This is a genomic window from Leisingera sp. NJS204 (assembly GCF_004123675.1).
GTDB lineage: Bacteria > Pseudomonadota > Alphaproteobacteria > Rhodobacterales > Rhodobacteraceae > Leisingera.
Map to the genome: position 1 here is coordinate 3,898,985 of NZ_CP035417.1, position 24,296 is coordinate 3,923,280.

The 24,296-nt window shown below is 59.8% G+C and carries 29 protein-coding genes and 2 pseudogenes; 11 read left to right on the forward strand and 20 right to left on the reverse strand.

The genetic code is table 11. The annotated features are described in order from the left end of the window. Nucleotides 1-79: 79 nt before the first annotated feature. The 3 genes from ETW24_RS18885 to ETW24_RS18895 all read right to left on the reverse strand — a co-directional run bounded on the left by ETW24_RS18885 (nucleotide 80) and on the right by ETW24_RS18895 (nucleotide 2,521). Entirely contained in the window at nucleotides 80-1,183 is a 1,104-nt protein-coding gene (locus tag ETW24_RS18885; protein ID WP_024092002.1) for a site-specific DNA-methyltransferase, read from the reverse strand. A gap of 107 nt (nucleotides 1,184-1,290) precedes the next feature. Next, complete coding sequence (locus ETW24_RS18890; RefSeq protein WP_129372477.1) at nucleotides 1,291-1,908, reverse strand: ribonuclease HII; 618 nt, start codon at nucleotides 1,906-1,908, stop codon at nucleotides 1,291-1,293. 97 nt (nucleotides 1,909-2,005) lie between these two features. Then, the gene (locus ETW24_RS18895; protein ID WP_129372478.1) at nucleotides 2,006-2,521 is read right to left on the reverse strand and encodes a hypothetical protein; all 516 of its coding nucleotides are present in this window, start codon (nucleotides 2,519-2,521) and stop codon (nucleotides 2,006-2,008) included. Nucleotides 2,522-2,690: 169 nt separating this feature from the next. On the opposite strand from ETW24_RS18895, the gene ETW24_RS18900 reads away from it, so the two are divergent. From ETW24_RS18900 to ETW24_RS18910, 3 genes are all read left to right on the forward strand, one after another. Next, nucleotides 2,691-2,984 (forward strand): hypothetical protein, encoded by a 294-nt coding sequence (locus ETW24_RS18900; protein ID WP_129372479.1) that lies wholly within the window; start codon nucleotides 2,691-2,693, stop codon nucleotides 2,982-2,984. Then, nucleotides 2,956-3,657: a winged helix-turn-helix domain-containing protein gene (locus tag ETW24_RS18905; protein WP_129372480.1), complete on the forward strand. Its 702-nt coding sequence runs from the start codon at nucleotides 2,956-2,958 to the stop codon at nucleotides 3,655-3,657. Before ETW24_RS18900 ends, ETW24_RS18905 begins: the two co-directional genes overlap by 29 nt. 142 nt (nucleotides 3,658-3,799) lie before the next feature. Next, nucleotides 3,800-5,359: a DUF427 domain-containing protein gene (locus ETW24_RS18910; protein WP_129372481.1), complete on the forward strand. Its 1,560-nt coding sequence runs from the start codon at nucleotides 3,800-3,802 to the stop codon at nucleotides 5,357-5,359. Between the two features lie 16 nt (nucleotides 5,360-5,375). Here the strand turns inward: ETW24_RS18910 and ETW24_RS25250 are convergent, their stop codons facing one another. Next, entirely contained in the window at nucleotides 5,376-5,504 is a 129-nt protein-coding gene (locus ETW24_RS25250; RefSeq protein ID WP_237455495.1) for a transposase domain-containing protein, read from the reverse strand. A 296-nt stretch (nucleotides 5,505-5,800) separates the two neighbouring features. Here ETW24_RS25250 and ETW24_RS18920 point away from each other — a divergent pair, with 296 nt between their 5' ends. Next, nucleotides 5,801-6,136: a hypothetical protein gene (locus ETW24_RS18920; protein WP_164982770.1), complete on the forward strand. Its 336-nt coding sequence runs from the start codon at nucleotides 5,801-5,803 to the stop codon at nucleotides 6,134-6,136. 255 nt (nucleotides 6,137-6,391) lie between these two features. On the opposite strand, the pseudogene ETW24_RS18925 reads toward ETW24_RS18920, so the two are convergent. Next, a pseudogene (locus ETW24_RS18925) lies at nucleotides 6,392-6,934 on the reverse strand (IS110 family transposase); the annotation flags it as partial. A 551-nt stretch (nucleotides 6,935-7,485) separates the two neighbouring features. On the opposite strand from ETW24_RS18925, the pseudogene ETW24_RS18930 reads away from it, so the two are divergent. Further along, a pseudogene (locus ETW24_RS18930) lies at nucleotides 7,486-8,141 on the forward strand (IS5 family transposase); the annotation flags it as partial. A gap of 255 nt (nucleotides 8,142-8,396) precedes the next feature. Here the strand turns inward: ETW24_RS18930 and ETW24_RS18935 are convergent. The 15 genes from ETW24_RS18935 to ETW24_RS25255 form a co-directional block, all read right to left on the reverse strand. Next, complete coding sequence (locus ETW24_RS18935; RefSeq protein WP_254695653.1) at nucleotides 8,397-9,470, reverse strand: tyrosine-type recombinase/integrase; 1,074 nt, start codon at nucleotides 9,468-9,470, stop codon at nucleotides 8,397-8,399. A gap of 199 nt (nucleotides 9,471-9,669) precedes the next feature. Continuing rightward, entirely contained in the window at nucleotides 9,670-9,993 is a 324-nt protein-coding gene (locus ETW24_RS18940) for a hypothetical protein (RefSeq protein WP_129372484.1), read from the reverse strand. A 2-nt stretch (nucleotides 9,994-9,995) separates the two neighbouring features. Continuing rightward, nucleotides 9,996-11,927 carry an SNF2-related protein gene (locus ETW24_RS18945; protein WP_129372485.1) on the reverse strand — a complete coding sequence of 644 codons (1,932 nt, stop codon included), beginning with the start codon at nucleotides 11,925-11,927 and terminating at the stop codon, nucleotides 9,996-9,998. Further along, nucleotides 11,881-12,150, reverse strand: coding sequence for a VRR-NUC domain-containing protein (locus ETW24_RS18950; RefSeq protein ID WP_205877300.1), 270 nt, complete (start codon nucleotides 12,148-12,150; stop codon nucleotides 11,881-11,883). The genes ETW24_RS18945 and ETW24_RS18950 overlap by 47 nt, the downstream gene beginning before the upstream one ends. Beyond that, the gene (locus ETW24_RS18955; protein ID WP_129372486.1) at nucleotides 12,147-12,347 is read right to left on the reverse strand and encodes an NrdR family transcriptional regulator; all 201 of its coding nucleotides are present in this window, start codon (nucleotides 12,345-12,347) and stop codon (nucleotides 12,147-12,149) included. The genes ETW24_RS18950 and ETW24_RS18955 overlap by 4 nt, the downstream gene beginning before the upstream one ends. Further along, nucleotides 12,344-12,733 carry a hypothetical protein gene (locus ETW24_RS18960; RefSeq protein WP_129372487.1) on the reverse strand — a complete coding sequence of 130 codons (390 nt, stop codon included), beginning with the start codon at nucleotides 12,731-12,733 and terminating at the stop codon, nucleotides 12,344-12,346. The genes ETW24_RS18955 and ETW24_RS18960 overlap by 4 nt, the downstream gene beginning before the upstream one ends. Before the next feature lie 3 nt (nucleotides 12,734-12,736). Next, the gene (locus tag ETW24_RS18965; RefSeq protein ID WP_129372488.1) at nucleotides 12,737-14,827 is read right to left on the reverse strand and encodes a DNA polymerase I; all 2,091 of its coding nucleotides are present in this window, start codon (nucleotides 14,825-14,827) and stop codon (nucleotides 12,737-12,739) included. A 3-nt stretch (nucleotides 14,828-14,830) separates the two neighbouring features. After that, entirely contained in the window at nucleotides 14,831-15,082 is a 252-nt protein-coding gene (locus ETW24_RS18970) for a hypothetical protein (protein WP_129372489.1), read from the reverse strand. 76 nt (nucleotides 15,083-15,158) lie between these two features. Beyond that, nucleotides 15,159-15,368, reverse strand: a complete 210-nt coding sequence (locus ETW24_RS18975) for a hypothetical protein (protein WP_129372490.1) — start codon at nucleotides 15,366-15,368, stop codon at nucleotides 15,159-15,161. A 182-nt stretch (nucleotides 15,369-15,550) separates the two neighbouring features. Further along, nucleotides 15,551-16,096, reverse strand: a complete 546-nt coding sequence (locus ETW24_RS18980) for an ssDNA-binding protein (protein WP_129372491.1) — start codon at nucleotides 16,094-16,096, stop codon at nucleotides 15,551-15,553. 42 nt (nucleotides 16,097-16,138) lie between these two features. After that, nucleotides 16,139-17,296 (reverse strand): DUF2800 domain-containing protein, encoded by a 1,158-nt coding sequence (locus ETW24_RS18985; RefSeq protein WP_129372492.1) that lies wholly within the window; start codon nucleotides 17,294-17,296, stop codon nucleotides 16,139-16,141. Further along, entirely contained in the window at nucleotides 17,296-17,541 is a 246-nt protein-coding gene (locus ETW24_RS18990) for a hypothetical protein (RefSeq protein WP_129372493.1), read from the reverse strand. The genes ETW24_RS18985 and ETW24_RS18990 overlap by 1 nt, the downstream gene beginning before the upstream one ends. Further along, complete coding sequence (locus ETW24_RS18995) at nucleotides 17,538-17,966, reverse strand: hypothetical protein (protein ID WP_129372494.1); 429 nt, start codon at nucleotides 17,964-17,966, stop codon at nucleotides 17,538-17,540. Before ETW24_RS18995 ends, ETW24_RS18990 begins: the two co-directional genes overlap by 4 nt. 100 nt (nucleotides 17,967-18,066) lie before the next feature. Beyond that, nucleotides 18,067-18,231, reverse strand: a complete 165-nt coding sequence (locus ETW24_RS24340) for a hypothetical protein (protein ID WP_164982771.1) — start codon at nucleotides 18,229-18,231, stop codon at nucleotides 18,067-18,069. A gap of 436 nt (nucleotides 18,232-18,667) precedes the next feature. Then, complete coding sequence (locus tag ETW24_RS25255; protein WP_129372495.1) at nucleotides 18,668-18,940, reverse strand: helix-turn-helix domain-containing protein; 273 nt, start codon at nucleotides 18,938-18,940, stop codon at nucleotides 18,668-18,670. Between the two features lie 87 nt (nucleotides 18,941-19,027). Between ETW24_RS25255 and ETW24_RS19005 the strand changes: the two genes are divergently transcribed. The 6 genes from ETW24_RS19005 (at nucleotide 19,028) to nusG (ending at nucleotide 23,446) form a co-directional block, all read left to right on the forward strand. After that, the gene (locus tag ETW24_RS19005) at nucleotides 19,028-19,255 is read left to right on the forward strand and encodes a hypothetical protein (protein WP_129372496.1); all 228 of its coding nucleotides are present in this window, start codon (nucleotides 19,028-19,030) and stop codon (nucleotides 19,253-19,255) included. Continuing rightward, nucleotides 19,252-19,590, forward strand: a complete 339-nt coding sequence (locus ETW24_RS19010; protein ID WP_129372497.1) for a hypothetical protein — start codon at nucleotides 19,252-19,254, stop codon at nucleotides 19,588-19,590. The genes ETW24_RS19005 and ETW24_RS19010 overlap by 4 nt, the downstream gene beginning before the upstream one ends. A gap of 9 nt (nucleotides 19,591-19,599) precedes the next feature. After that, complete coding sequence (locus tag ETW24_RS19015) at nucleotides 19,600-19,908, forward strand: hypothetical protein (RefSeq protein ID WP_129372498.1); 309 nt, start codon at nucleotides 19,600-19,602, stop codon at nucleotides 19,906-19,908. Further along, nucleotides 19,905-22,145, forward strand: a complete 2,241-nt coding sequence (locus tag ETW24_RS19020; RefSeq protein WP_129372499.1) for a PriCT-2 domain-containing protein — start codon at nucleotides 19,905-19,907, stop codon at nucleotides 22,143-22,145. Before ETW24_RS19015 ends, ETW24_RS19020 begins: the two co-directional genes overlap by 4 nt. Nucleotides 22,146-22,505: 360 nt before the next feature. Further along, entirely contained in the window at nucleotides 22,506-22,784 is a 279-nt protein-coding gene (locus tag ETW24_RS19025) for a DUF6378 domain-containing protein (RefSeq protein ID WP_129372500.1), read from the forward strand. Further along, nucleotides 22,781-23,446, forward strand: coding sequence for a transcription termination/antitermination protein NusG (nusG, locus tag ETW24_RS19030; protein WP_164982772.1), 666 nt, complete (start codon nucleotides 22,781-22,783; stop codon nucleotides 23,444-23,446). The genes ETW24_RS19025 and nusG overlap by 4 nt, the downstream gene beginning before the upstream one ends. Nucleotides 23,447-24,296: the final 850 nt, after the last annotated feature.

The window sequence follows — 24,296 nt, forward strand, 5'->3', positions numbered from 1 at the left end:
CAGGCGGGGCAAGGTGTGCGCCTGTGCATTATGCACAGGCACCTGCAATAGGTTTTCACGCTCACAAAAGCCCCGGGCCTCAGTTCTGCATCTCAGCCCGGATCTGCTGGCGCAGCACGTCGATCGGCACTGTCTTGCCCTCGCGCTTGAAACACCAGTAGGTCCAGCCGTTGCAGGACGGCGCGTTTTCCAGATGTGCGCCCACCTGGTGGATCGAGCCTTTGATGTTGTCGCCGATCAGGGTACCGTCCGCGCGCACCTTGGCCTTGTGGCGGCGGTTCATCGAATACAGCTCCTCGCCCGGTCGCAGCATGCCGCGCTCAACCAGCTGACCGAAGGGCACCCGCGGTGCCGCGCGTTTGCTGGCAGACACTTCCAGGGCCTCGCGGTCGAATTTGCGCACAGCCTTGATCCGCTTCTCCGCCACCTTGCGATAAGCTTCCTCGCGTTCGATGCCGATGAACTCGCGCCCGAGCATCTTGGCCACAGCGCCGGTGGTGCCAGTGCCAAAGAACGGATCCAGAACTACATCGCCCGGGTTTGTCGAGCCGACCAGGATCCGGTGCAGCAGCGATTCCGGCTTTTGCGTCGGATGCGCCTTGTCGCCGTTTTCGTCTTTCAGCCGCTCATGTCCGGTGCAGATCGGCAGCACCCAGTCGCTGCGCATCTGAATACCCTCGTTCAGCGCCTTCAGGGCTTCGTAGTTGAAAGTGTATTTCGCGCCTTCCGACTTGGACGCCCAGATCATCGTCTCATGCGCGTTGGTGAACCGCTTGCCGCGGAAGTTCGGCATCGGGTTCGACTTGCGCCAGACCACATCATTCAGCACCCAATAGCCTGCGTCCTGCAGCGCCGATCCGACACGGAAAATATTGTGGTAGGAGCCGATCACCCAGATTGACCCGTTCGGCTTCAGCACCCGGCGCGCCGCCTTCAGCCACTCGCGGGTGAACTGATCATAGACCGCAAAACTGGAAAACTGGTCCCAATGGTCATCAACAGCATCGACTTTGGAATTATCAGGGCGATGCAGCTGGCCTTTCAGCTGCAGGTTATACGGCGGATCCGCAAAGATCAGATCGACCGAATTGGCCGGAAGACTGTTCATCGCCTCGATGCAATCGCCGCCCATAATCGTGTTTAAAGGGAGCGCTGCCGCGCCCTTTGTCATAGTTTTATTCATTGCTCTGCCTCATACCCGCGGCGCATTTTTGCGCTCATTAGGTTGTCCACAGGATGAGTCATCGCGGATTCGAGGTCAATTTGTTTATTAGAACAACACCCTACGGTTCACTCTTGATACAAGATGTTGTGTACGGGTTTGAATGACCGCCGATGATGTGGGGTCACACCTAATTCAATTAGCGCCTCACGGTGCTGTTTCGAGGGGTAGCCTGCGTTTTTCTCCCAGCCATATCCAGGAAACTGTTGCGCCAAATCCACCATGACCCTGTCACGCACCTGTTTGGCAATTATCGACGCCGCTGCGATGGAGACTGATTTGGCATCTCCCTTGACCACAGCCTCCGACGTCAAAGCCAACCCTTTGGGTATCAGGTTTCCATCTATCAGCAGATAGTCCGGTGCCGGATCCAGGGCTGCTACCGCGCGCTCCATCGCCAGATGCGAGGCACGTAAAATATTCAGGGAATCAACCTCTTCGACTGAGGCATGGGCAACGGATACCTGGCCAGCGGCCAGAATTTTTCCTTCCAGCGCTTCGCGTTTTTTCAAGCTCAATTTCTTGGAATCGTTGAGCCCCACGGGAATAGCAGAGATGTCCAGCACCACCGCTGCGGCAGTGACCGGCCCGGCCAGCGGGCCGCGGCCCACCTCGTCCACTCCGGCTATTCTCAGGTACCCTTTGGCAAGGGCCGCATCTTCCAGGCTGTAGTCAGGTTTTGTCATGCCAGTCACAAAGCCAATTCGAGCCGGAATTTCAACCCGCACAAAAAAGAGGGGGCCGAAGCCCCCCAAGTTGCTGCTGCCCGAAAGCGGAACATCGTTAACGGTTGACCATCCGGAAGCCATGCTGCTTCAGACAGCGGGGTTTGTAACCGGTGCGGTTGCGTTTGCCGTTCCAGAAGGTCACCTTGCAAGCCCGCGGCAGTTTCTGTGTGTACCCGTAATTGCGGTCGAGACAGCCTTTGCCGGCCAGCGGATAGTTGCGGCTGTAGCGCGGAAAATAGCGGACACACTGTGCCGGCAAGTCATAGCGGTGCACCCGCGGCGGCAGCGGTTTCACATGCCCGCCATGGCGGTTGTGCGAGTTATGCCTGTGGCCGCCATGCCCATGGCCACGCGGCGGGTTGTAAGTCCGGGTTACTGCGTGATCGTCGTCTTTCCTGGCATCGTTAATGGCCGCGCCAAGAATTCCAAGCAGGGCCATGCCGGCAATGAATTTGGCGACATCCTCGTCTGCGCGGGCAGGCGCTGCCGAGAAACCGGTAATGGCAATAGAAGCTGCCACGATCATGGCAATGAATTTGCGGTGCGGCTTGGAACCATATGTCTGGGCCATTTCGGGACCTTTCTTTTGATTGTCGGATGCGCAGCCTGTGCGCTTGGATGCCTCCAACCTGGCCCCGCCCCATTCAGACAGGCAATATCGGCCGCTTGTTATCGGATATCAGCGGTCTCAACCCCCTGCGGTTATTGAATTTCAAGACCCGCCGCCGCAGGATGCCCATATGAAACAGAACCTCCTGATCCCCGCTCTTGCGGCTGCCTTTCTGGCGCTTTCGCTGCCAGCCCAGGCGGCAGATTGCTATGCCGATTACAAGGCCAAGCAAGACAACCCGCTGCGCCTGCACTACGGCGTGATCCAGCTCTCCGGCGCCTGCAAGAAAAAGGCCGCCCGGCGCGAGGTCCAGGCCCGTATTGCGCCCGGCGGCTGGAAGCTTTTGAATGTCCTTTCCGTCTTCGGCCCCGAAGGCCTGCAGCAAAGGAAGGCCAATGCCGGATCCTACTATCTCCGTTTCTGAGGCCCGCGCGGCTGGCAGCAGGGTAATCGCGCTCGGCATAGCTGCTATTGTTGCACTTTTGGTGATTGCCGGCACGGTTCTCTTGCTGACGCTGCCCGATGCCAATGCCTTTAACGCGCGGGTTGAGCAGCTGTTTATCGAAAACGATCTGACAGCCCAGGCCGAGATCAAGCTGCTGGAAATCCTTGCCCAGTCCGGCACTGCCTTTGCCGACACGCTGACCAGTTACCGGATGGTGATTTTTGTCTTGCTGCTGTTTGCCACTGCGATGATGGTGGCAGCATTGGCGGTGCTTGGCATGCTGGTGATGCTCAATCGCCGCATGGCGCAGATCGAACGCTCCGGCATCCAGGTGAACGAACTGCTGATCAGCCGCGATGAAAACACTGTCTATCTGAACAACATGGGGTTCAAACTGACGCCCGCCGCGATGGAAACTCTGGCGGTTCTGGCGGAGGCCAGGCTCGACGATGACGTGCTGTCAGGCGCCGAGATCGAAGCCGTGATTTCCGGCCGCATCTCCGCCGACTGCGAGGAAGCCGCCGGCGCCACCCGGATAAAACGGCTGCGGGATACGCTGGGCAACCAGATGGTGAGCGAACTTCTTGTCAAAAACATCGCCAAGCGCGGTTATGTGCTGGCCATCAGCAGAGACGTGATCCGTATGGTCTGAACCGTCTGGCTCCGCTTTGCTCAACATCATGTGTTCAACTCTGGAATTTCCGCCCCCAGACCCCACATAGTCCAGAACCGGCCCACGCCGGCCGGTCCTGGTTTTCAGCACATTTTCGGCGCAACGGACAAGGACCTCAGGGATGGATGCACAGGTACACGCACCGCATCGGGGCTACGGCATTGTTATCGAGCCGCTTCAAGGCTTGGTCACGGCCCGGCGCAATGGCACCGTTCTGGCGCAAAGCTCCCGCGCCAAGGTGATGTATGAAACCCGGCTTCCCCCAGCGATCTATTTTCCCTCGGAAGACGTGACAGCACAGCTATCGTCCAACACCCCCTTGCAAACCTTCTGCCCGTTCAAAGGCACGGCCAGCTACCGCGACGTACTGTTGACTGGCGGCGGCTTAAAGAACGCTGTCTGGTCTTACGACGAGGCAATGCCGGAGGCAGCGGCCATATCTGGCCATATCGGTTTTATGCCTGGCGCGGAGGCCGAATTCGACCTGGGCAGCAACAGCGTGGAAATGCCGGACTACGGCAATATCTCCGGCCCGGTGATCGACTGGCTGCTGCGGGACGCCGCCCTGGTTCCGACCCCCGAGGAGCTGACGGCCGCTCTGGCAGAAAAACTCGTGGAGCAAGGCATCTACTTGTCCCGCATGTCCGTCATGGCATGGTCCCTGCATCCGCTGATCGCAGGCAAGAATTTCATCTGGCAGAAGACGTCCGGCGAGGTTACCACTTATGCCCCGTCTTACGAAATCCACGACCACCCGGCCTATCAGAACAGCCCGCTGCGCCACGTCTCCAACGGCCTGGGCGGTGTGCGCCACCGGCTCGGCTGTTGCCGGTCCGCAGATGCGTTTCCGATCCTTGAAGATCTGCGCAAGGAGGGGGCCACCGACTATGTCGCCATGCCGTTGCGCTTTTCCGACGGGCGCATCAATGTGCTGACCCTCACCAGCGACCACCCGAACGGCTTTTCCACCGCTAACCTGGGGCTGATATTCGAATGCTCCGATGTGATTGCCCGCTACTATGAAATCTTCATGCAGCGCGAGAACGCACAGTCGCTGCTGGAAACCTATGTTGGCAAGCGCACCGGCGCCCGGGTACTGGGCGGCGAGATCCGCCGCGGCGACGGAGATGAAATCGACGCCGCCATCATGTTTTGTGATCTGCGCGGCTCCACCCGGCTGGAAGAACAACTGGGCCGCCAGGACTATATCGCGCTTCTGAACCAGTTCTTCGAGACTGCCTCGACCATCGTGCATGAGCACGGCGGCGAGGTGCTGAAATTCATCGGCGACGCTGTGCTGGCGGTGTTCCCGGCCGGCAGCGATCCTGAAAGGGCCCGCAGGCAGGCCCTGAACAGCGCCCGCACCATTGTGGCCCGGTTGGAGGAAATCGCCCAGGAAGAAGACGGCCACCGCTGCGAAGCCGCCATCGGCATCGCCTACGGGCGCGTGACCTACGGCAACGTAGGCTCGCGTGAGAGGCTGGACTTCACGGTGATCGGCCAGGCCGCCAATATCGCCGCCCGGCTGGGCGACTACGGCAAGACGGTCAACCATCCGGTCATTGTCAGCCAGGACATCCTGAGCGATCCATCACAAGGCGTTTCGCTGGGTGCGGTCACCCTTCATAACGTGTCCCAGCCGGTCACCTGTTTTGCTGTCCCGGCCAAGACTGAACCGTAAGCGCCTCGGCGCTCCCCTACGCGGCGCGGCTTGACGCGGGCGAGGAATTCCAAGGCATGAGGCCGTCGATGCGGCTTTTAGGGTGGCCGTCGAGCAACGCGCGCAGCGTACCGGAAAAGCAGCTGACCGGATCGACGTCGCACATTTTGCAGCTCGCGATCAAGCTGGCGAGCAAATGAACGGCCACTGAACTTTCATCCAGAGGAAGGGTCGAGTGGCTGAGCGCTTCATCATCGCGCTTCCCCTGGAAGCCTCTCCTGGACAACGAGAGGCACTGGCAGCTGCGTTCCCTATCGCCGGAGCCAATCTCCCCCTAATAATATGAAAATAAACAATAAAAAGCCCCACCCCGGGGCGTTTTTGTCGTTCTGGTCACATCCTCTGTCACATCCGATTACACAGACCGCCTGCGGGAGCCGGAGCATTGAGAAGATCAACACCATGTCTGCATTTGGAACGCAGACCATCGTCGTTTTACTGGCGGTGGCGCGTCCCGGAATTCTTTTAAAAAACGCCTCAAACCGGTTTCTGGTTTTTTCCTTGAAGACACATGTCGTCCGCGAGGTCGAGGTGCTGGCCCACCGATTGACGTGGCGCAGCACCCTTGCCTTCGACTATGCGAGGGGCGTTGCAAACATGGAAACAGGTTTGATGGAACGGGTGCTGTCCGAACTGGTGCGATTTGAAATCGCAGCAGTTCGGATCATGCGCGCGCCGTTGCACCTGAACGCACCCGCGTGGAAGCACAACTGGCAATTCAGCGGGAACAAGCCTTGAAGGAAACTCTGCGCGAAGCGCTCTTTCTCGGTAACCGCGAAGCCGCACGCGAGCCTGTTCGTTCTGCGGCAGGGCGTCTTTGTGTGCAAATCGCGGAAAACACCAGTGATTGGATGATTCTGGCTTACGAGGCAACCCGCGTTCTACTGGATCTCAGCATGGAACGCGCGCGGCGCGATCAGGGAGTCTATTCTGAACCCAGCCGCTTCTTTCAAGCCGCTATAGCAACTGAGGCTTCAACCGCACCCGCCGGGTACGGATCACCTCGTTGGCGATGTCCGGCAGATCGAGAACTTCACCAAGGGTGATGCCGTCAGCGAACCCGATCACCCGTGCCAACCCTCTGGGGATGTAGATGCCAAACTCGGCGACCAGACCACGCAAGCCATTGATCAGCTGCGTTCTTTGACGAACAAGAAGGTCACGCGCCCGATGCAGTGACAGCAGGGACTGCTGCTCCACTGTCTTGATCGCCACGAACCGCATCGTTGGTCGGGTCACTGCTTCGCAAATTGCTTCGGCATCAATAGCGTCTGATTTGCCGCGTTTGACGTACGGTTTCACATACATCGGCGGGATTAAACGAACATCGTGGCCCAGGGCGGTCAGTTCGCGCGCCCAGTGATGGGCGCTACTGCATAACTCCATGCCGATCAGACAAGGTTCCAGTTTCTTGAAGAATGGCAACACCTGCGCACGCCGCAGCGGACGGTTGAACACAACGGCATCATCTTCGGCAATTCCGTGAGCCTGAAAAGCGTTCTTGGCCAAATCCAAGCCGATGGTGGTAACTTGCATGGGGTGGCTCCTCTCAAAGCAGACTGAGACACCTGCACTATGGCGCATTGCGATGCCGGTTGGAGCAAGAGCCATCCACCCCATCAGCTTCCCGCCCTTCGCGTTGAAGACCCGGAGCAGTGCTGCGATCTGGACGAAGGTCCGCAAAAAAAGGCTGTTCCGAGCATTTTGATGTTGACAACCGGTGTGCATGACAACCGGCTTCTGTGCATTCTTATGCCTCCTTGGCAGCAACAGTGCCAATGAAGCATAAGAATGCACGCATCTTCGATTCGGCGATCCAACTCCCGAAGTTTACCAATTAAAATCATTAACTTGTGAATTGGCAAATGGTGGCGCACCCCAAAAACATGCACGCCAAAACCAAAAGCATGTACTGGTCTGGCAAAGAAAGAGCCCGCTTAAAGCGGGCTCTTCGCGGCAACTACAGGCGCTCTGATCGCTATTGTTCTTTGTGAAGCAGCGACGCCATCACCTCGGGATTGAAGGCCTCTTCGAAGTCGACAACAGTGAAAGGTGAGTATGCAGGCGGGAGACGGTACGTCTTTGCAAATGCATTCATAAAATGGTCGAGCGAAGGCATCTTTGCCCAGATGATGGCCGGTCTGGCTGCTGATCACGGTGAGGAAAAGACCGTGCTGATCGACGCAACTTACCTGAAGGCACATCGTACGGCCTCCAGTCTTGGGGTTAAAAAGGGGGGCGCGGGCGCCTGATCCCTTGTCCGGCAGGGCATTGCGCAGCAATGTCCCGAGAGGGGGCGCACTAAGGGCGGCATGAACACTAAGCTGCACGCAATCTGTGACAGCCAGGGGCGTCCACTGAACCTGTTCGTGACCGCCGGACAGGTCAGTGATTACACCGGTGCTAAGGCGCTGCTGAGTGGCCTGCCTGACGTCCAATGGCTTCTCGGAGATCGCGGGTATGATGCCGATTGGTTTAGAGAAGCGTTGAAAGACAAAGGGATACGGGCCTGCATCCCCGGTCGAAAGCAGCGCAAGAAAGCCATCAGATACGACAAACGCCGATGTAAGCGGCGCAACCGCCCCTCTCGTGACATTGCTGCGCAATGCACTGCCGGGCAGTGATTGAGATTATGTTCGGCAGGCTGAAGGACTGGCGGCGGGTTGCGACACGATACGACAGATGCCCAAAAGTCTTCCTGTCAGCAATCGCGCTTGCAGCACTCGTTATCTACTGGCTTTGAAACTCAATGAGTCCAGAGCCTAACACGCCGCATCAATTGAGCGCGAGTATAAGGAATTTTGTGGCTCCTCTTAAAAGATGGAGGTGCCGAGCATTTTGATGTTGACAGCCAGTGTGCATGAAAACCGGCATCTTTGCATTCTTATGCCTCATTGGCAAACAGGTGGTTTTGGCGACCCCGGCAGGATTCGAACCTGCAACCTGCCCCTTAGGAGGGGGTGCGGTGAGCTCCAAAAACTGATTTACTTTCAAAAACTTAGCCCTTCCCCTTGCTGGGGGGCTGTACGGGCTTTGTACCGGCCCGTGCCCGGATTTCCCTTTCGTCAACGTCGCTGTGGGCGTAAATCCGGTCCGGCAAAGTAGGGTCAGACCAGCGGCCTGCCTTGGCGGCGGTGATCGGGTCCAGCCCTTGGCGCACGCGCATTTCGGTATAGAAACCGTGCCGCCCGGCTGCATGGGGGGCAATGTAGTCAATTTCTGCTTGTTTGCAAATGGCGCGCCAGCGGCTGTGCATACTCGTTGGGTGGGCGTATCCGAACACCCGCGGCGGCAAGCGCTGATCTCCGCGCCGGGCGCGCGGACGCTTCGGCGGTAGCGCGACCAAGATAGCCGCCATCGCCTCAGAAATAGCGACCCACTGGGCCGGGTGCCCTTTCGACGCACCCAACCAAACGCGCAAACGGGGCAGATCCAGATCCTTCGGCACAAGCGCGACCGCCTGGCTGATCCGGGCGCCGGTTTCAAACATGAACTGCGCCATAGCCGCATTGTACCCGTCGGCAGCGGTGGTGAACTTATCCAACCAGTCCCGGTCACTGGGGGTTTTCTCTACCCGCGACTGCTTGCCCCGCGCTTTGTCCTGAGCGACGCGTTCTTTGGTGCCGTAGCCGCGAATTTTGATCGGCGGGCATTTTCCGTCGTCGTGCGCGTTGTTGATCACCGAACGGATGGGGGTCACGATTTCACGCCACCAAGTGTCGGTCGCGCAATTGGGCAAGATCTTTGGCCCCAGTTCTCGGACTTCTTTCGGGGTGATCCCGGCGACCGCGCGCCCAGTAAGGTGGGGCAGGATAGTGATCAAACGCTTGGCGTCTGCCGGTTTAGCCCGGTACAGTACCACAGCGTCGTCGAATGTGAATTCGTCCGCTTCTTCGCCGACTATGTGCCGACGCTTCAGGCGCTCCGTTTCTTCGGCGATCCACCGCCGCGCGCCTGTCTCTGTAGATGCGCCAGTGCTGACCCGGAGGTAGCCCGTGATGGCTTGCCCGTCGAGTTCGACGCGCCCTTTGGCCCACCAGACTTCGCCCCGCTGGTATGGTTCGAGCGGCACTCTTTATCCTCCAAAATCTTGTCCATCTGTTCCGGCGTGATCAGCATCGCCCCGTGACCGACGATGTGGCACGCGCCGATCCGCCTTGCGTCCGCCCGCAGTGACCGGGCGGAGTAAGTCATTTCCCGGGCCGCGAACTTTTCGACCCATTCTTCGGGGGTTAGCCCCTCGTCCAAGATCCTCGCGCCGGTCGCCATGTTCAGGCCGCCAGCATGTATTCGATCAATTCGGCTTCGAGTTCGGAATTCTGGGTTTCCAGTTCCAACACCTTGTCCGCCAAATCTTCGATTTGGTCCTCTTTGTCCTGCAAGTCGTCGTCGCGCCCTTTCAATGCTGCCTCTAGATCGCTTTCGGCGGTGTCTTCAACATTCGACAGCTCCGCCTCGTGCGAGCGGCGCATACCGAGGACTGTCGCCCAAATACGATCCGCGTCTTGGTGCGCGTCCAACTCTGCAATCGAGTACGGCTCCGCACTCAACGCTGCCGGGGGTGGGTTCGTCCCTCCTGTCAGTAGGTCAACCATGTTCAAACCCTCCTTCCGATATCTGCTCTCAGGGCGTTCAACAGCGCCCGCTGGGTGACGTCCTTGCGGCCCAGGGCCGCCAGAACCGTTTGATCGACCGTGTTTTCGACGGCCAGATGGTGGATAACTGTCGGCTTGGTCTGGCCCTGCCGGTGCAGGCGGGCGTTGAACTGCAGGTACAATTCCAGCGACCAGTTCAGCCCGAACCAGACGATGGTGTTCCCGCCTTTCTGCAGGTTCAGGCCGTGACCCGCGCTGGCCGGATGTGCCAGCAGCATTGGGATTTCGCCCCGGTTCCAAGCCTTGATCTGTTCCGGGTCCTTGCCCAGCAACTGCGCCTGGGGGAACCGTTTTTGGATCCCCGCAGCATCGCTTTTGAAGTTGTGCGCGACCAAGAGCGGCGCGCCGGCCATTTCATCGACGATCCCGGCCAGCGCGTCCAACTTAGTGTCATGGACGCCCGCCCAGGTCCCGGCGTCGTCGGTGTAGACCGCGCCGTTTGCGAACTGCAGCAGCTTGTTCGAAAGCGCCGCCGCGTTGAACACTTCCACTGTGTCGTCGCCGATTTCGGCCAGGAAATCCCGCTCCAATTGCTGGTACTGGGCGCGGGCCGCCTGTGGCAAAGCCAGTTCCACCACATTGTCGATGCGGTCAGGCAGATCCAGATAATCTTCGGCTGTCAGTGTCAGGCAAATGTCGCCTATGGCGTCATAGATCTGCTGATCTGCACCTTTCCGCAGGTCCCAATTGTACCCCATGTAGTCGCCGACGAAGTACCGGTCGCGGTAGGCCGTGAACGTCTTGCCCAGGCGCGCGCCCCGATCCAGCAGGAACACCTGGGGCCAAACGTCCAGCAAGCCGTTGCTGGCCGGGGTGCCAGTCAATTCGATCAGCCGCCCGATAGCGGGCAGCGCCTTCCGCAACGCCTTGAACCGCTTGGTGGAGGCCGACTTGAAGCTGGACGCTTCGTCGATCACGACGACGTCATACGGCCAGCCCGACTTGTTCTCTTTCAAGGTCTGCACCAGCCACGACACAAGCTCGCGGTTTATGATATGGATATCCGACCGATCGGTCAGAACCTTGCGCACCCGGGCGGCGGGTGATCCGTGGATGTTGCAGAACGACAGGTGCCGCAGATGGCCCCACACCCCGATTTCGGTGGGCCATGTGTTCAGAGCGACCCGCAGCGGCGCGATGATCAGCACCCTGTGCGCCTCGAACGATTGCAGGAGGTCCGACACCGCCGTCAGAACGGACACGCTTTTTCCCAAGCCCATCTCTACCCACAACGCGCAGGACGGTGTGTCCTTGATGAACTGCACCGCGCGTTCTTGGTATTCGTGGAGGTCGAACCGGTTCAACTCGCCCGGAAAATTCAGTTTCTCGAAGCCATCGTGGAGACCGCGCACGAAACTATCTCGCGCGAGGGCCGCCTCGCGTTCATCGTCGAAGGAACCGATGTAGTGGACCGTGCCGTCTTTCTTCGCCTGGGCGGTCCACTTGCCCCGCGCGCTGTGCCAAGACACGCCGAAATACTGGCTGGTCGCCCCGTCGGTCTTTCGGCACCGGTTGGCGTTGTTCTGCGCGACCGTAGCGACCCGCAGGTTTTCAATCCGGTTGTTCAGGGGGTCACCATCGGCATGGTCCACGACCCTGCCTTCCGGGATCTGGCCGTTATGCCAGATCCAAATTAGGCGGTGGCCTTCATAGAACACGCCATCCAGCGTGATCCGCCAGCGCCCGTTGCTATCCAAGTTTCCGGCGCGTTTACCTTCGTACCGCTTGTTCGGGCGCCCCATGCTGTCAACACGCGGGCGGTGCACCAGAAAGCCTTGGGCATCGTATTCGAAAGCTGCCCGCAACGCTTCTTGGGTCGGGTACTCTCTATCCCGCGAAAAGGCGGGCGCCGTCTTCAACGCTGTCGATGACATGGACTTCCATTCCCTGATCGATGAGTTTTTCTATTTGCCGGGCCTGCAGCGGCGTCGGCTTCTTTCCAGCGGCTTTGAATTCGACGAAGACCACCCGGCCTGCGCGGACGAAGAACCGGTCCGGCACTCCCTTCTGTGTTGGGGAGACGAACTTGTAGACCAGCCACCCCGCCCGCTTGGCGGCCTCGCAGACCTTGCGTTCGATGTGGCTTTCCCGGGTCACGCGGCATCCTCCTGGAACACGTCGTCTGCCACATCTGCCGGAATTTCGACCGTCTGCACCCGGTAACCGCAGGAATCGCACACCCGGCGGCGACGAACGGTTGCGAAGCCGTAGGCGTCGTGCGGGCGGCTGTCCTTGGCCGCCAGCTTGGCCCCGCAGCTGGGGCAGACGGTACAGTTCAGGTGGCCGGCAGTCATTTTACCTTCGCTTCGAAACTGTCGACGAACGCCCGGGCGCCCGCCAGCGCCTCGTCGAACGCTTCCGGGTCCTCTGGCTCGCAGGACGCGCTGTTGATGGCGGTGAGCAGCACGTCCAGCCAATTCGCGGCACCTTCGGCTGCCAGCAGCGCGTCTTCCATTTCAGGCACCCGGGCCAGTCGGCGGGCGTTGGCGTCCAAGACGCGGTCTTTGCCCCAGGCGGAGTTCACGACCGCCATAGCTACCGGGTTCCGCCCTTCCGGGCCGATCCCGCAATAGGTGTTTTCGCCTTCGGTATCGACACTCCATTCCGTTTCGCAACGGTCGGTCCAACTACCTTTGGTCCCGGCTTTGCGGTCTTCCCGGATCTGCTCAAAGAGGTCCATTTTTCAGTCCTTCCTGTATCGGTCTGCCACGAACCCGGCAGCGGCCAGCGGGAAACCCGGCGCCCATTCGGGCGGGGTTGCCATAATCGCCGCTAGGGCGTCGGCAGAGCGATTTTCGTCGATTGGTGCTTCGGTCACGGTTTCGTCGTGGACGGTCAGCAGAATTTCGAAGCCCGCCGCCTCGCAAGCGGGCATGTTGTGCGCGAGAATGTCACGGCTAAGGCTTTGGCAGGCGTTTTCCACCAGCTTGCCGCCGTAGGTGTGCTGGCGGACCCACTGGCGCGTGATCGGGTCAACGCCGCGGTGCGTGATGCGCCCTTGCGGGTCCAGCCGGGGCGAGAAGTAGACAAGGAACTTGCCCGAAGGCAGCCGGTTCAGCAGGTAGTTGTGCCCGGCGTGCGTGACCCGCTTGAACACCATGTGCGGCCCCGCCCGGAACGCCTTTCCGGGTTTCTTCAACGCCTCGCGCGCAGCTGTCTCGCAGGCTTTCCACAGATCGGCGATTGCCGGGTGCCGCTGCCGCCATGCCAGCTTCACGGTTTCCGACGCGATCCATTCGACCGGATCCAGATCCGGGTCCCGCTGTTTACCCCAGACGTGATAGTTCTCTTTCGCCTTGTCGGCGAACCGGGGCATGTTGACGCGGATCGTGCCCCAGTGATCGGCCATCTGGACGCCGTAGGTCTGGGCGAAGGTCTGGAAGGCACCGACGCCGCCCTGGTAGCCCAGGGCCAGTTCGGGCACCTTGCCCATAACGTTCCGGTCGGACTTGCTGACTTCGTAAGGGTCCTGCCCCAGCAAACTGCCGGCAGTCACGTTGTAGAGATCCGGGCCGGTGCCCGCGTCGAATGCCTCGAACGCTTCCAGCTTCCAGTGTTCCCCGGCCAGCCAAGCGTTGGCCCGGCCTTCGATGTTCGACAGGTCGGCCACGGTCAGTTGTTTGCCCTCTGGGGCCTCTACAACACCCCGCAAAGCCGCGGAGCCGAACAGCATCAAGTCGTCAAACAGGAGGTCCTGCACCCCGGCTTTCAGCGCGGCGATATACTGGTCCACGGCACTCTGGGGCGGCAGCCCGCGGGACGGCAGGTTGTGGGGCTGGAACGTCCGCCCGGCCCACCGACGGGTGCGCGCCGCGCCGGAGAACTGCAGGCCGCCCCGGAACCGCCCGTCTGGTGAAATCGCCGGTTCGAGCGCGCCGTATTTGGCGGTCGACGTCTTGTTCGACATGATGGAAATTTCCATCAGCTCCCGCAGTTCCGGGCGCACTTCGCGATCCGGCGCTGCAAGGAAATCCTTGAAGGTCTGGGACCGGGTGTTGTCCAGATCCAGATTGAATTCCTCGTTCAGGAATTCCAGAAACTTCGCTCGCATGGTGGGGCGCTCGACAGCGCCACCGGTCAGTTCGATGAACCGGGCAGACAGCGTTTCTTTTTCTTCCCGCGCGGCCCGGACACCGGCTTCGACCAGCGCGCGGTCGCACTGAAAACCGCGGTCGTTGATACGCTGGTCCAGGCGGTACATTTCGAGTTCGTCGCCGCGGTAATTCCAATCCGGCAGGCGCCGGTCGATTTCGCGCATCGACCCGATATCCCGGACGGCATAGTCGCAGAACTGCGCCCATTCTTCGGGGTGCGTTGTGCGGTCGTAGCGGTCAGCCTTGTGGTTCTTCGGCGCGGGCTTGCAAAAGCGGTTGATCAGCTTCTTGCCCTCTTTCAGCTTCGCCTGATCCGGCGACAGCCGCAAGATCTGCCCCAACTGGTCCAGCGAACCCGGGAAACCGTGTGTCATGGCCTTAACCATGGTGCAGCGCCAGCGGGCTGGGTTTCCGACGATGGTGTCGGCAGGACCGAAGTTCGCCGCAAGAACCCGGCGGTCGAACATAGCGTTGTGCGCGGTAATCGGAACGGTTTCGTCCAGCAGCGCGTCGGCCAGTTCTTCCGGCATTTTATCGCCTTCAGTTACGTCCCACAGCTTCACCGGGCCGCCCCCGATGGCGTAAGTAACCAGCAGGATTTCCGCCGTCCGGGCGTACTCGTAGGTCCCGGCGGAAATGTCTTTTTCGGCATTGAACGTTTCGACGTCGATGTAGAGCACGGTTCAGGCCGCCTCTGCCAGCAGTTCGCCGTCCAGTTCGAGGCGGATCATGGGGTACTTGAAGGTTTTCCGGGTACCGTACTGCTGGTAGCGGACCATGCGGTCTTCAGTGAGTTCGCCGGTCTCCACGACGCAGGACCCGTCACCGAACATCCACGTCAACAAGCCCGCGTCTTCGATCACGCCCGTTTCGGCGTTCACCACGAGGTGCGTGAGGTCCTGCCCCTGGTCTTCGAATTTAATATGATAGGCCATTTTTCGAACTCCCGTGTTTCGTGTTTGTCTGACTTCCGTCGCTGCCCCCTCACGGTCGAAGGGGCAGAAAGAGAGGTCAGAGTTCCGCGAACCGCATCGCTTGTTCATGAACCGCACGGCCCAGACGCTCGACCTCGTCCAGACGCTCGTCCAGCAGCCCCAGCGCACCGTCTCTCCGGGCGTCCTGGGCCGCCCCTTCGGTTGCCTGGGGCGGCTGCGGTCCGAACACCCGCTCGGCGGTTACGCCCAGCGTTGTGAGGGTGCCGCTGATGTTATCCGCGAGCATCGCGAGCCGATCCAAGCGAGGTTCCAGGCTATTGCGGGCCTGCTTGACAAGGGTCGGCTCTACGCGGGCTTGACCAAGGCGGGCGACTTGACTGTCCATTTGATATTCTTTCTGTCTGAGGGGTTCAGGTGCCCGCTGCCTGTCGAGACAGACGACGGGGATCCGCGAGTAGATGGCGGGCGTTAGGCGGCCAGGAAATCGTCGTCGCTGGCAACTTCGCCGAAGCCGTCGGCGGCTTCGTCTTCGGAGACGTAGGAACCGTCCAGCGGCTCGCCGTCGCGGAGGAACTGGATCGCCACCAGTTCAGCATTGACGCGCTTGCCGTACTGGTTGTCTTGTGCCCAGAGCCGGACCTTGGCGTTCACGACGCAACCCGCATAGATCGGGCTGTCGCGTTCGTCTTCGATCCGGGTGCGACCGTCACCGCGCAGAACAAGCGGGCGGTTCTTGCAGTTCGCTGACAACACCATGAGGCCGTCGTATTCCGCGCGGCCCTTGTCTTCGCCAGCGCGCAGGCAGAGCTTTTCAGCGGCCAGCTTGCGGCCTTTGAACTTGAACTTGCACAGTTCGGCGATCTGATCTTCGATCTGGCCGATTACCTTGGCGTGGTCTTTGGGGTCCAGCATCAGCGTGGCGCCGCACTTGCCCTCCTCGCCGTTGATAGTCGGCGGGGTGAACAGATGGGGAAACGAGACGCGGGCGCCGCTGATCATGATAAAGTCGGACATAGCTTTTCCTTTCGGGCTTTCGGGTTCTTTGATTGGTGGGGGTTAGGCGGCGTCAGGGACTTCGCCGAAGCCGTCGGTTACGTCGATTTCGATAGTCCGGCGCTTGTCGCTGACCGGGGCGATGGTCGGCTTGCCTTCGGGTTTGACGGTGTGCTTGACGATCAGCGGGTCGCCCCTGCCCAGTTCCTTTTCGGCCTGGGTGATGGTGATCAGCTTCTTGGTGAAAGCGTTTTTGGCGCCCAGCTTCCGGGACAGGGCCTTACCCGCGGCGTCCTCGTCAGCCCACTTGCGCACCGACCGGCCTTCGACCAGCTTGAAACCCGGGACGTCCTCGCCCAGTTCCAAGAGGCCCTGCGCGTGGCCTTCCACGGACTTCGCCCACTTGGTCAGCAGGTCCAGCTGGGGCAGCAAACCCGCGATTTCTTCGGGCGCCAAAGACTTTACGTCCTTGGTGCTGATCGGATCACCGACCACGCTGAACCCTTCGCAGGCAACGGCCAGATTGTGTTCCGCCAGCGCGCGGCAGATGCCCTTGGCGTCACAGAACCGGCACTGCTTGTCCCCGGGATTGAACGGGGCGTCTTCGGCGTTCGCGGCCTGCGCCGCCGGGGCCAGTTCATTGTCGGCCCAAGCCAGCAGATCTTCCCGGCTGATATCCCATTCGCTGACCACATCCAGCCGGGGCTGGTGGATCACTATTCGGACGGTTTCGATATCGAACAGGAAGTCATAGGCGGCCAGCGCGCCCAGGGCGTAGCACATGCCCTGTGGGTTGTTCTGTGCGAAGACCGGAACGCCCTTGCCATACTTCAAGTCAATCACGTGCATGACGCCATCGTCGGTGAACACGATATTGTCCGCGGTGCCGAAGCTTTCGGGCACCCACCGCGAGATATCGACCCGCTGTTCGGTGAAGCGGGTCCCGCCCAGTTCGCGGACATAGTCCAGATACATCTGCACGTATTCGACCATGTCGTCGTCGACGTGGATCAGATCGGGATTGAAGCGGACGCCCGCGTAATCGTCGGCGTCGCGGTTGTTGGCCAGGGCCATTTCGGCCAGCGCGTGGGCGGTGGTGCCTTCTACGGCGTAGGGACTGTCGATCCCGGTGTCCGGGATCTGGGCTTCCATTTCGACCGATGCGGGGCAGAGCATCCAGCGGTGCGCGCCCGACGGGCCTAGTTTTGCATGTGCAGTCATTAGGCTACCTTCTCGAATTCTTCGGGTTCACAGACGTTGAAGTCCGCTTCCCTGTCGTCGTCAGAGAAAACCCGAATGTTGGTGATGGACGCCCCGGCCACATCATGTTGGCGGTAGAGTGCGGCGCGGGCTTCGCTGGCCCAGAGGGCGTCCGGCGGGGTGCCGTTCAGCAGGACTGTCCGGCAGTCGATCCCGCTGGCCGCCTTGAAACTGACGGCGCAGCGGATCTGTTCCGGGCGGCTCATGCCGCGGCCTTCTCCGGTTCTTCGGCGCAGGCGGCGATCACTTCGGCGTATTTGCCTTCGGGGATGCTGCCCAGGATCGGTTTGGCGCCGACGTCGATAAAGCGTTCGATCAGCGCGATAGTCGCCGGGCGACCATGGTCGGAATTGAAGGCCATGAGCGCGTCGCGGGTCGCTTCCAGCGTGGCGGCCTCGTCTTCCGGCGTGTCTTCGGGCGCTTCGTCCTCCGGCTCCGGTTCTTTGGTCGGGGCTTCGTCGTCCGGCGCCGCGGCTTCGTCCAGCTGCACGACGTTGTCGGTCGCCGGGGGCAGCCCGTCGCGCTGCAGGACGGCGAGGATTTCCGACAGCAGGTTGTTGGTTTTCTCCTGCTGCTTTTCGACGCCGCCGACACGACCGGCGAGGTTTTCGATCTGCTGTTCAAGGGACATTTTGGGTTCCTCAATTGGCACGCTGTCGGCAATCGCCAGCGCGGGGTTGGATTTGTTCGGGATCTTCTGAGGTGTGCCCGGCCTATAGCCGGGGGCTGGCCTACGCTGCCGTCTTCCGCAGCTGGGCCAGTTCGGTGTCGATCTGGTTCAGCTGGGTGCGGTAGCCCGGCCCTGAAGCCCACGGCGAGTTCTCATAGAGGAAATTCACATGGGCGCGTTGCGCTTCCAGGCGGTCAATCTTCTGGGGAGTGCTGTCGTTTTTCATGGCTTCGTCTCATCGGTTTCCGGGTTCAGAGAAAGTCACGATTAGCGGGCCTATTGGGTCGGCGCCCGGGGCGGCACTGTGCGTCTTCGGTGACTTTCGATGAACCGATCATGTGCCATAAAATATGGACAGTCAATCCTGATGTGCCAAAAAATATGGAATTCCTCAGACGGAAGGACCCGAAGCCGTTGCGCACGCCATGCGCCCCGGCTAGGCCCCCGTGGGTACATCGCTCTTGCGAATCCGCCGTGTTCTCGTTATGTTCCGATTGCTGGACGGGAAGACCGCTCGCGTCATGCTTGAGCACCCCACCTCTCAAAACCGCAAACGCGGCAGAAAATTAAGGTGTCTTAGAGAGGACGTGCATGAGCGCTCAAACTCGTGTCGATCTATTGATCGAAGGCGCCCGGGAAACTGGGCTTACAATTGACTTTCTTCACGATATTTCTATTGGGCTTTCCAATAGTGCGTTACGCAAGCTCATCGGCAACGCGTCGTCGATGCCCGCGTATATGAAGTCGAGTGACAGCCCGAATTTGGCTCGAAGCAATAGCGCGCCGTCCAATGAGACGCGTTGACGCCCTGTCTCCCAATTGTTGAGCACAGTCCGCTTCACTCCGATCAACTCCGCGTATTCCGTCTGGTTTTTTCCCAGAAGGTTACGGTGCCAGCGGATGCGCGCGGCGATATCTCCGAATGGTGTGTCCATGTACAATGATTAGCGCTAGTCATATTTTTTGACACGTCAAATAAGTATGTCTTGCCCATGTCCATATTTTATGGCACTTCATGTAGCATGACAGTATCCCAGATCATAAAGCAATTGGGGTGGCACCCTCTCGCCAAAAAGCTTGGCGTCGGGCGCACCGCCGTTGCTAACGCCAAGAGTACCGGCACCTTCCCGGCATCTTGGTACTTCATCATTCGTGAGATGTGCGATGAAGCTGGCATTGAACTCGACGATGGTTTGTTCAACTGGAAATCTGCGCAAGAACCCCCCTCAGGTAGCGGGAAACCAAAATGACCCTAGAACAGGTTACGGCAGGTCCAGGCCATGCTTCTTTGGAAAAGCTCGTAGATCTGATCCTGGACACCACGGACCCCGCCGAACAGATCCAGTTCTTGGGTTGGGTGTTATCGGGCAAGTCTCACGTTCAGCACAAGCAAGCGCTAGTCTTAGCTCAGATGGGACGCTGCCACCCGGAGACGGCCCGGCTTTGGTTGTCCGGTGCCACGAAATGCAAATGTGCGGGGCGCCTCTATATGAAGGCGCGGATTCGCTTCGCGAGTGAACTTGAATTCGCGCGCGCCTATGGCGAGTTCATCAACCGCGACCTGATCGCAGAAGCTCAGAGCTGACGGGCCGCTATGTCCGTTAGCGCCTCCCGTATCGTGGCCGAAATCGAACGCGACCCTGGCCGGATGGGTCGGGAGATTGTCGCAGCCTGTGGGTGCTCGGTGGGCCATATCAGCCGGATTGCCTCGCAGCAGAACTTGATTTTCGGAACGCGATACTTGCGTTCGAAAACCCGGGCCGAAGCGGTGCCGCTGTCGCAGCTTGCCGACGAGAACGCCTCTTGGCTGCGGCGGCGCGGCGCTGAACTCGGTGTATCCCTCACCGAACTTGTGAACGCCTGCGTCACTGACGCCCGGCTGGACGAGGAAGAAACACAATGACCAACTCCTTTCTCAAGACCTACGGCCAGCGCCTTCTGGATCAGGGCTATCCGATTATCCCGATCAAGCGCGGCTATAAGTTTCCGTGGGGCCTTGATGCGTGGCAGACCACCCAGGCAGACCAGAACCGTTTGGGTAAGTGGCTGTCCAACGGCTTCGCCGACGGTGGCGTGGGCGTGTTGACGAAGCTGCTGCCTGCGGTCGATCTGGACGTCCGCGACGCCGGGGTGATCGAACAGCTGGTAGCGTGGTGTGAACTGAACATCGGCCCTACTGTGCAGCGCGTCGGCGATGCCCCCAAGCTCCTGCTAGCCTACCGCACCGACAAGCCGTTCCCCAAGGTGGCCAGCGCCAAATACGCCGACTTCCTGGGCATCGAACATAAGGTGGAGATCCTGGGCGACGGCCAGCAGTTCGTCGCATTCGCCCAGCACCCGGACACCGGGCGCCCTTATGAGTGGATCACGGAACAGACCCTGGCCGATGTGCCGGCCGCCGATCTGCCGGTGATCACCGAAGAAGACGCCCGGAATCTGATCGCCTATTTCGAAAGCATCATTCCCGACGACTGGGAAAAGGTCGAAACCGCGCCCAGCACCCGGATAGTAGACCTGTCGGTCCCGGAGGCCGAACGCGTCCTGGCGCACTCCAAGCCCAAGGTCCAAATCTCGGAAACCAAACTGCGGTCGGAACTGTCCGTGCTGGATCCCGATATGCGGATGCATGACTGGGTGCGCGTTGGGATGGCCCTCTATCATCAGTTCGACGGGGACGAAGGCGGCTTCCACCTCTGGGACGAGTGGAGCGCCGCGGGGGTCAAATACGAACCGCACAAGATCCGCGCCCGCTGGCGGTCATTTGAAGCCGATCTGCGAAGCCAGAACCCGGTCACTGTGGCGACCATCCTGCAGATGGCGAAACAGGAGCGGCGCGAGGACGCCAGCAAGAAGGACCCGCTGGACCGGTTCATCGACCGTTATGTGCTGATCGAACACGGCAACATGGTCTGCGATCTGAACAAGCCGCCTTACTGCGCGGTGTCCAAGCTGGAAGAATTCCGCAACTCGACAGCCAACGTCCGGCACGAAGTCCCGGCCCCGACGAAGACAGAGCCGGACAAGACCAAGTGGCAACCGGTGCATCTGAATTGGTTGATCGACCGCGACCGCAAGTCCGCCCAGGGCGTGCGCTACGATCCTAACAGCCCCGTGTTTTTCGAGGACGACCGGCACCGCGGTATCTGGTGGGTGAATGAATTCTACATGCCCGAATTCCGCGAGATCACGGCGGACACGTCGGTGTTCTGGGACCATATCGCTTATCTGTTCCCTATCGAAATCGAACGGAATTGGATCGTCGACTGGATCGCCTTCAACCTGCAGCACCCGGGCCGCCGCTGCAAAGTGACCCCGCTACACGTGTCGATCGCTCACGGTACCGGGCGCGGTTGGATCGTCGAATTGCTGGGCCGCCTGATCGGCCAGTGGAATGTCACAAAGACCAAAATGTCCACGCTGGCGGGCGAAGGCAGCGCCGGGAACTATCAGGACTACCTGAACAAGTCCCTGTTGTGCGCCATTGAAGAAGTCCGGGAGCAGGGTAAGCGCTACGGCGTGTCCGACAAGATCCGCGACTACCTCACCGAAAACTACTTGGAGGTGAACGTTAAGTTCGGCAGCAAACGGACCCAGGAAGTGTTCACCAACTTCTTCTTTATGACCAACCACCCGGACGCCATGGTGCTGACCGAAGAGGACCGCCGCGTGAACGTCTTCACCGGCCCCAGCAAAGCCCGTGACCGCCAATACTATCTGCGGCTCTATGAGTGGCTGGAAACAGACGGTGTGGCCGCGCTCCACGCGGAACTGGTGGCCCGGGACCTGACGGACTTCGACTGGCAGCATTCCATGCGGACGGCAGGCCGATCCCAGATGATCGAGAACAACCGGTCCGAGACAGAAGCCCTGTTCCACGCGCTGCTGGAAGACCTGCCTTACCCCGCCATGACCTTCACTCAGATCGTCCAGGCCATGACCGCCCTATCGGAAAAAGACGCCTTCGACACCGACGTCGACGAAGGGCAGCTGCGCAAACTCCTGCAACATAGGGCGGTACAGGCGAAACGCATCATGATTGGCGGGCGCGGGGGCAAGGCCGTGCGCCCGTGGATTTTAGACCGGAGCGTGGAAAACGACACAAGCGCGATCCGTGAGGCGGTGGAAAAATGCGGGATTTGAACAACAGCACCTGTCCGTATGTCACGTATGACACAGGTATGACACCCGCCGCACGGCCACTGTCATACGAAAAGCCGTTATATCACAGCGCTTTAGTGGCCTGTATGACAGGTATGACACTGAATATAAGTTCTAAGGGAACCCTATCTGTATTCTCACATATTTTATCGCCCCATACGTATAGGGAGCGGTGTCATACCGGCATAAGTGTCATACGGCGACCTAAATCACTGAAAACTAACGCGTTTCCGTATGTCACTCACAAAACCTTGGTGTCATACCGCCCGGTCCGCAGCGCCATACGGACACGCAACCCTCTGAAATCACATACTTTCCGCAATCAACAAGGTGTCATACGCCATGCAAGCCGCTGAATTCCTATCGCTGGCCCAATCCGAGATGCAGGACCGGGCTACGACCTACGACAATCCAACCGGCGAACGGTCGATGGCGGCGACCGTCGCGACGTTCAACGCGCTGACCGGCCACCAGCTGACCGAACAGCAGGGATGGAAGTTCATGGCCTGCCTGAAACTGGTCCGGTCAGAACAGGGCGCCTATCGCGCCGACAACTTCGTGGACGGGGCCGCCTATTTCGGGCTGGCCGGAGAAGCCGCAGCAAAGCAGGACGCAGCATGATCGAGCAAAACACCCAGTGGTTCGCTGTGCGGACCGGAGCGACCGCAAACCCGAACCGGGCAACAACCATCACCGGCGGCGAATACGAGACGTACACGGGCCGCGGGGGCGTCACCAAGCATCGACTGAAGAAGGGCACAGGGCGGCGTGAATTCGTCGTCGAGGTGCTATTGAAGAAACAGGGCTTCCAGGTCTTCTTGCCCACCAAAAGCGGATGGCGGTTCAAATCCCGCTATTCGAAGACCAAACAGGAAGTCTCCTACCCCCTGCTGGTCGGCTGGATCTTTGTCGCGATGCCGACCCGGTTTGACCCGATCCGCCAGGAACAGGTCGCCTACGGCTGGGACCGGCTGATGAAAACCGGCCTCGTCCTGCAAGTGGTCTGTGTCGATGGCCGACCCCGCCCCGTCCCGCAAGCACGGATGGAAAAGCTGTTCAAGCGTTGGGGCGGCCAGCAGACCCGCGCACCGGAGCGTGAGCGGTTCATGCGCACCCACCGCGAATTCCAGGTCGGCGACCAAGCCGTGGTCGCCACGGGTTCGCTGGCGGGCTTTGCGGTCGAAGTCACAGCCCTGCGCGGCCCGAATGCCGTTGTCCTGCTGGATATCTTCGGACGGGAGCAGGAACACGAAATCCCCGCAATGCAATTGGAGGCGGCGTGAGGTCCAGCCGATTTTGCCAATGTTACGCCGCCACACCCGGTTCCCATCCTCCGTTCTACCTACAGCAAGCGGCTACCGGGGGTGCAGATCAAACAGAATACCCCTCTACTCCGCCGCAAGTGGCAGAAAGACAAGCACACATATGCGAATTGGCTAGTAAATTAATGACAAACTGATTTTGCTTTCTATATTGGGGCCATCGGCGTCTTTAAAAGAGGGCGTCGGCTTGCGCAGCCTATTACCAGATGTGACGGAGGACACCCCCCTCCGTTCATAAGCTGAAGGTAGTAGGTGGGATGATCCAGCTTGCCACTGGTGAAAATCCAAAACCCAGCGCATGAGAAAGGAGTCAGTATGTACGATCTGCTAGTGCTGTTGCTGATGCTGATCCAGATTCTTTTGCAGATTTATCTGTAACAGATCGGGAAAGCTGCTGAAGCGGCGAGGCCTCTAGCCCTGCTGGAGGCTGGAGGAACTGTCGGGGGTATTTTGATGGTTCCTCCGAACTCCCCGCAAATTCACAAAGCAATAACAAGCGCCTGAACCGAGATGCAGATCGACAGGCCTACGTCCTCACTCACACTTCGAATTTAAGGAAGAGGTCGCCAATCCCCACGGCTTTGCCAAGCCTAAGGGGATTGACTAAAGAGCGACACTCGACAGTGAAGATCCTGGCTAAGAACGAACACTGCAAGTACCGTAAGTAAGAAGGCGAGTCATTACGCCCTGCTAGTAAGAAGAATATGGGGTGGTAGCCAGCGGCTGTCAATGCCCGCCACATGAAAAATGGCGCAAATACTCTGCATTCCTGCCGGTTTCAATGCCGGCAGACTTGTCGACTAGCGCTCGG

Coding starts and splice junctions, on each gene's coding strand:
- ETW24_RS18885 (WP_024092002.1), bottom strand. CDS start 1,183: ATGAATAAAACTATGACAAAGGGCGCGGCAGCGCTCCCTTTAAACACG.
- ETW24_RS18890 (WP_129372477.1), bottom strand. CDS start 1,908: ATGACAAAACCTGACTACAGCCTGGAAGATGCGGCCCTTGCCAAAGGG.
- ETW24_RS18895 (WP_129372478.1), bottom strand. CDS start 2,521: ATGGCCCAGACATATGGTTCCAAGCCGCACCGCAAATTCATTGCCATG.
- ETW24_RS18900 (WP_129372479.1), top strand. CDS start 2,691: ATGAAACAGAACCTCCTGATCCCCGCTCTTGCGGCTGCCTTTCTGGCG.
- ETW24_RS18905 (WP_129372480.1), top strand. CDS start 2,956: ATGCCGGATCCTACTATCTCCGTTTCTGAGGCCCGCGCGGCTGGCAGC.
- ETW24_RS18910 (WP_129372481.1), top strand. CDS start 3,800: ATGGATGCACAGGTACACGCACCGCATCGGGGCTACGGCATTGTTATC.
- ETW24_RS25250 (WP_237455495.1), bottom strand. CDS start 5,504: ATGTGCGACGTCGATCCGGTCAGCTGCTTTTCCGGTACGCTGCGCGCG.
- ETW24_RS18920 (WP_164982770.1), top strand. CDS start 5,801: ATGTCTGCATTTGGAACGCAGACCATCGTCGTTTTACTGGCGGTGGCG.
- ETW24_RS18940 (WP_129372484.1), bottom strand. CDS start 9,993: ATGGTTGACCTACTGACAGGAGGGACGAACCCACCCCCGGCAGCGTTG.
- ETW24_RS18945 (WP_129372485.1), bottom strand. CDS start 11,927: ATGTCATCGACAGCGTTGAAGACGGCGCCCGCCTTTTCGCGGGATAGA.
- ETW24_RS18955 (WP_129372486.1), bottom strand. CDS start 12,347: ATGACTGCCGGCCACCTGAACTGTACCGTCTGCCCCAGCTGCGGGGCC.
- ETW24_RS18960 (WP_129372487.1), bottom strand. CDS start 12,733: ATGGACCTCTTTGAGCAGATCCGGGAAGACCGCAAAGCCGGGACCAAA.
- ETW24_RS18970 (WP_129372489.1), bottom strand. CDS start 15,082: ATGGCCTATCATATTAAATTCGAAGACCAGGGGCAGGACCTCACGCAC.
- ETW24_RS18975 (WP_129372490.1), bottom strand. CDS start 15,368: ATGCTCGCGGATAACATCAGCGGCACCCTCACAACGCTGGGCGTAACC.
- ETW24_RS18980 (WP_129372491.1), bottom strand. CDS start 16,096: ATGTCCGACTTTATCATGATCAGCGGCGCCCGCGTCTCGTTTCCCCAT.
- ETW24_RS18985 (WP_129372492.1), bottom strand. CDS start 17,296: ATGACTGCACATGCAAAACTAGGCCCGTCGGGCGCGCACCGCTGGATG.
- ETW24_RS18990 (WP_129372493.1), bottom strand. CDS start 17,541: ATGAGCCGCCCGGAACAGATCCGCTGCGCCGTCAGTTTCAAGGCGGCC.
- ETW24_RS18995 (WP_129372494.1), bottom strand. CDS start 17,966: ATGTCCCTTGAACAGCAGATCGAAAACCTCGCCGGTCGTGTCGGCGGC.
- ETW24_RS24340 (WP_164982771.1), bottom strand. CDS start 18,231: ATGAAAAACGACAGCACTCCCCAGAAGATTGACCGCCTGGAAGCGCAA.
- ETW24_RS25255 (WP_129372495.1), bottom strand. CDS start 18,940: ATGGACACACCATTCGGAGATATCGCCGCGCGCATCCGCTGGCACCGT.
- ETW24_RS19005 (WP_129372496.1), top strand. CDS start 19,028: ATGACAGTATCCCAGATCATAAAGCAATTGGGGTGGCACCCTCTCGCC.
- ETW24_RS19010 (WP_129372497.1), top strand. CDS start 19,252: ATGACCCTAGAACAGGTTACGGCAGGTCCAGGCCATGCTTCTTTGGAA.
- ETW24_RS19015 (WP_129372498.1), top strand. CDS start 19,600: ATGTCCGTTAGCGCCTCCCGTATCGTGGCCGAAATCGAACGCGACCCT.
- ETW24_RS19020 (WP_129372499.1), top strand. CDS start 19,905: ATGACCAACTCCTTTCTCAAGACCTACGGCCAGCGCCTTCTGGATCAG.
- ETW24_RS19025 (WP_129372500.1), top strand. CDS start 22,506: ATGCAAGCCGCTGAATTCCTATCGCTGGCCCAATCCGAGATGCAGGAC.
- nusG (WP_164982772.1), top strand. CDS start 22,781: ATGATCGAGCAAAACACCCAGTGGTTCGCTGTGCGGACCGGAGCGACC.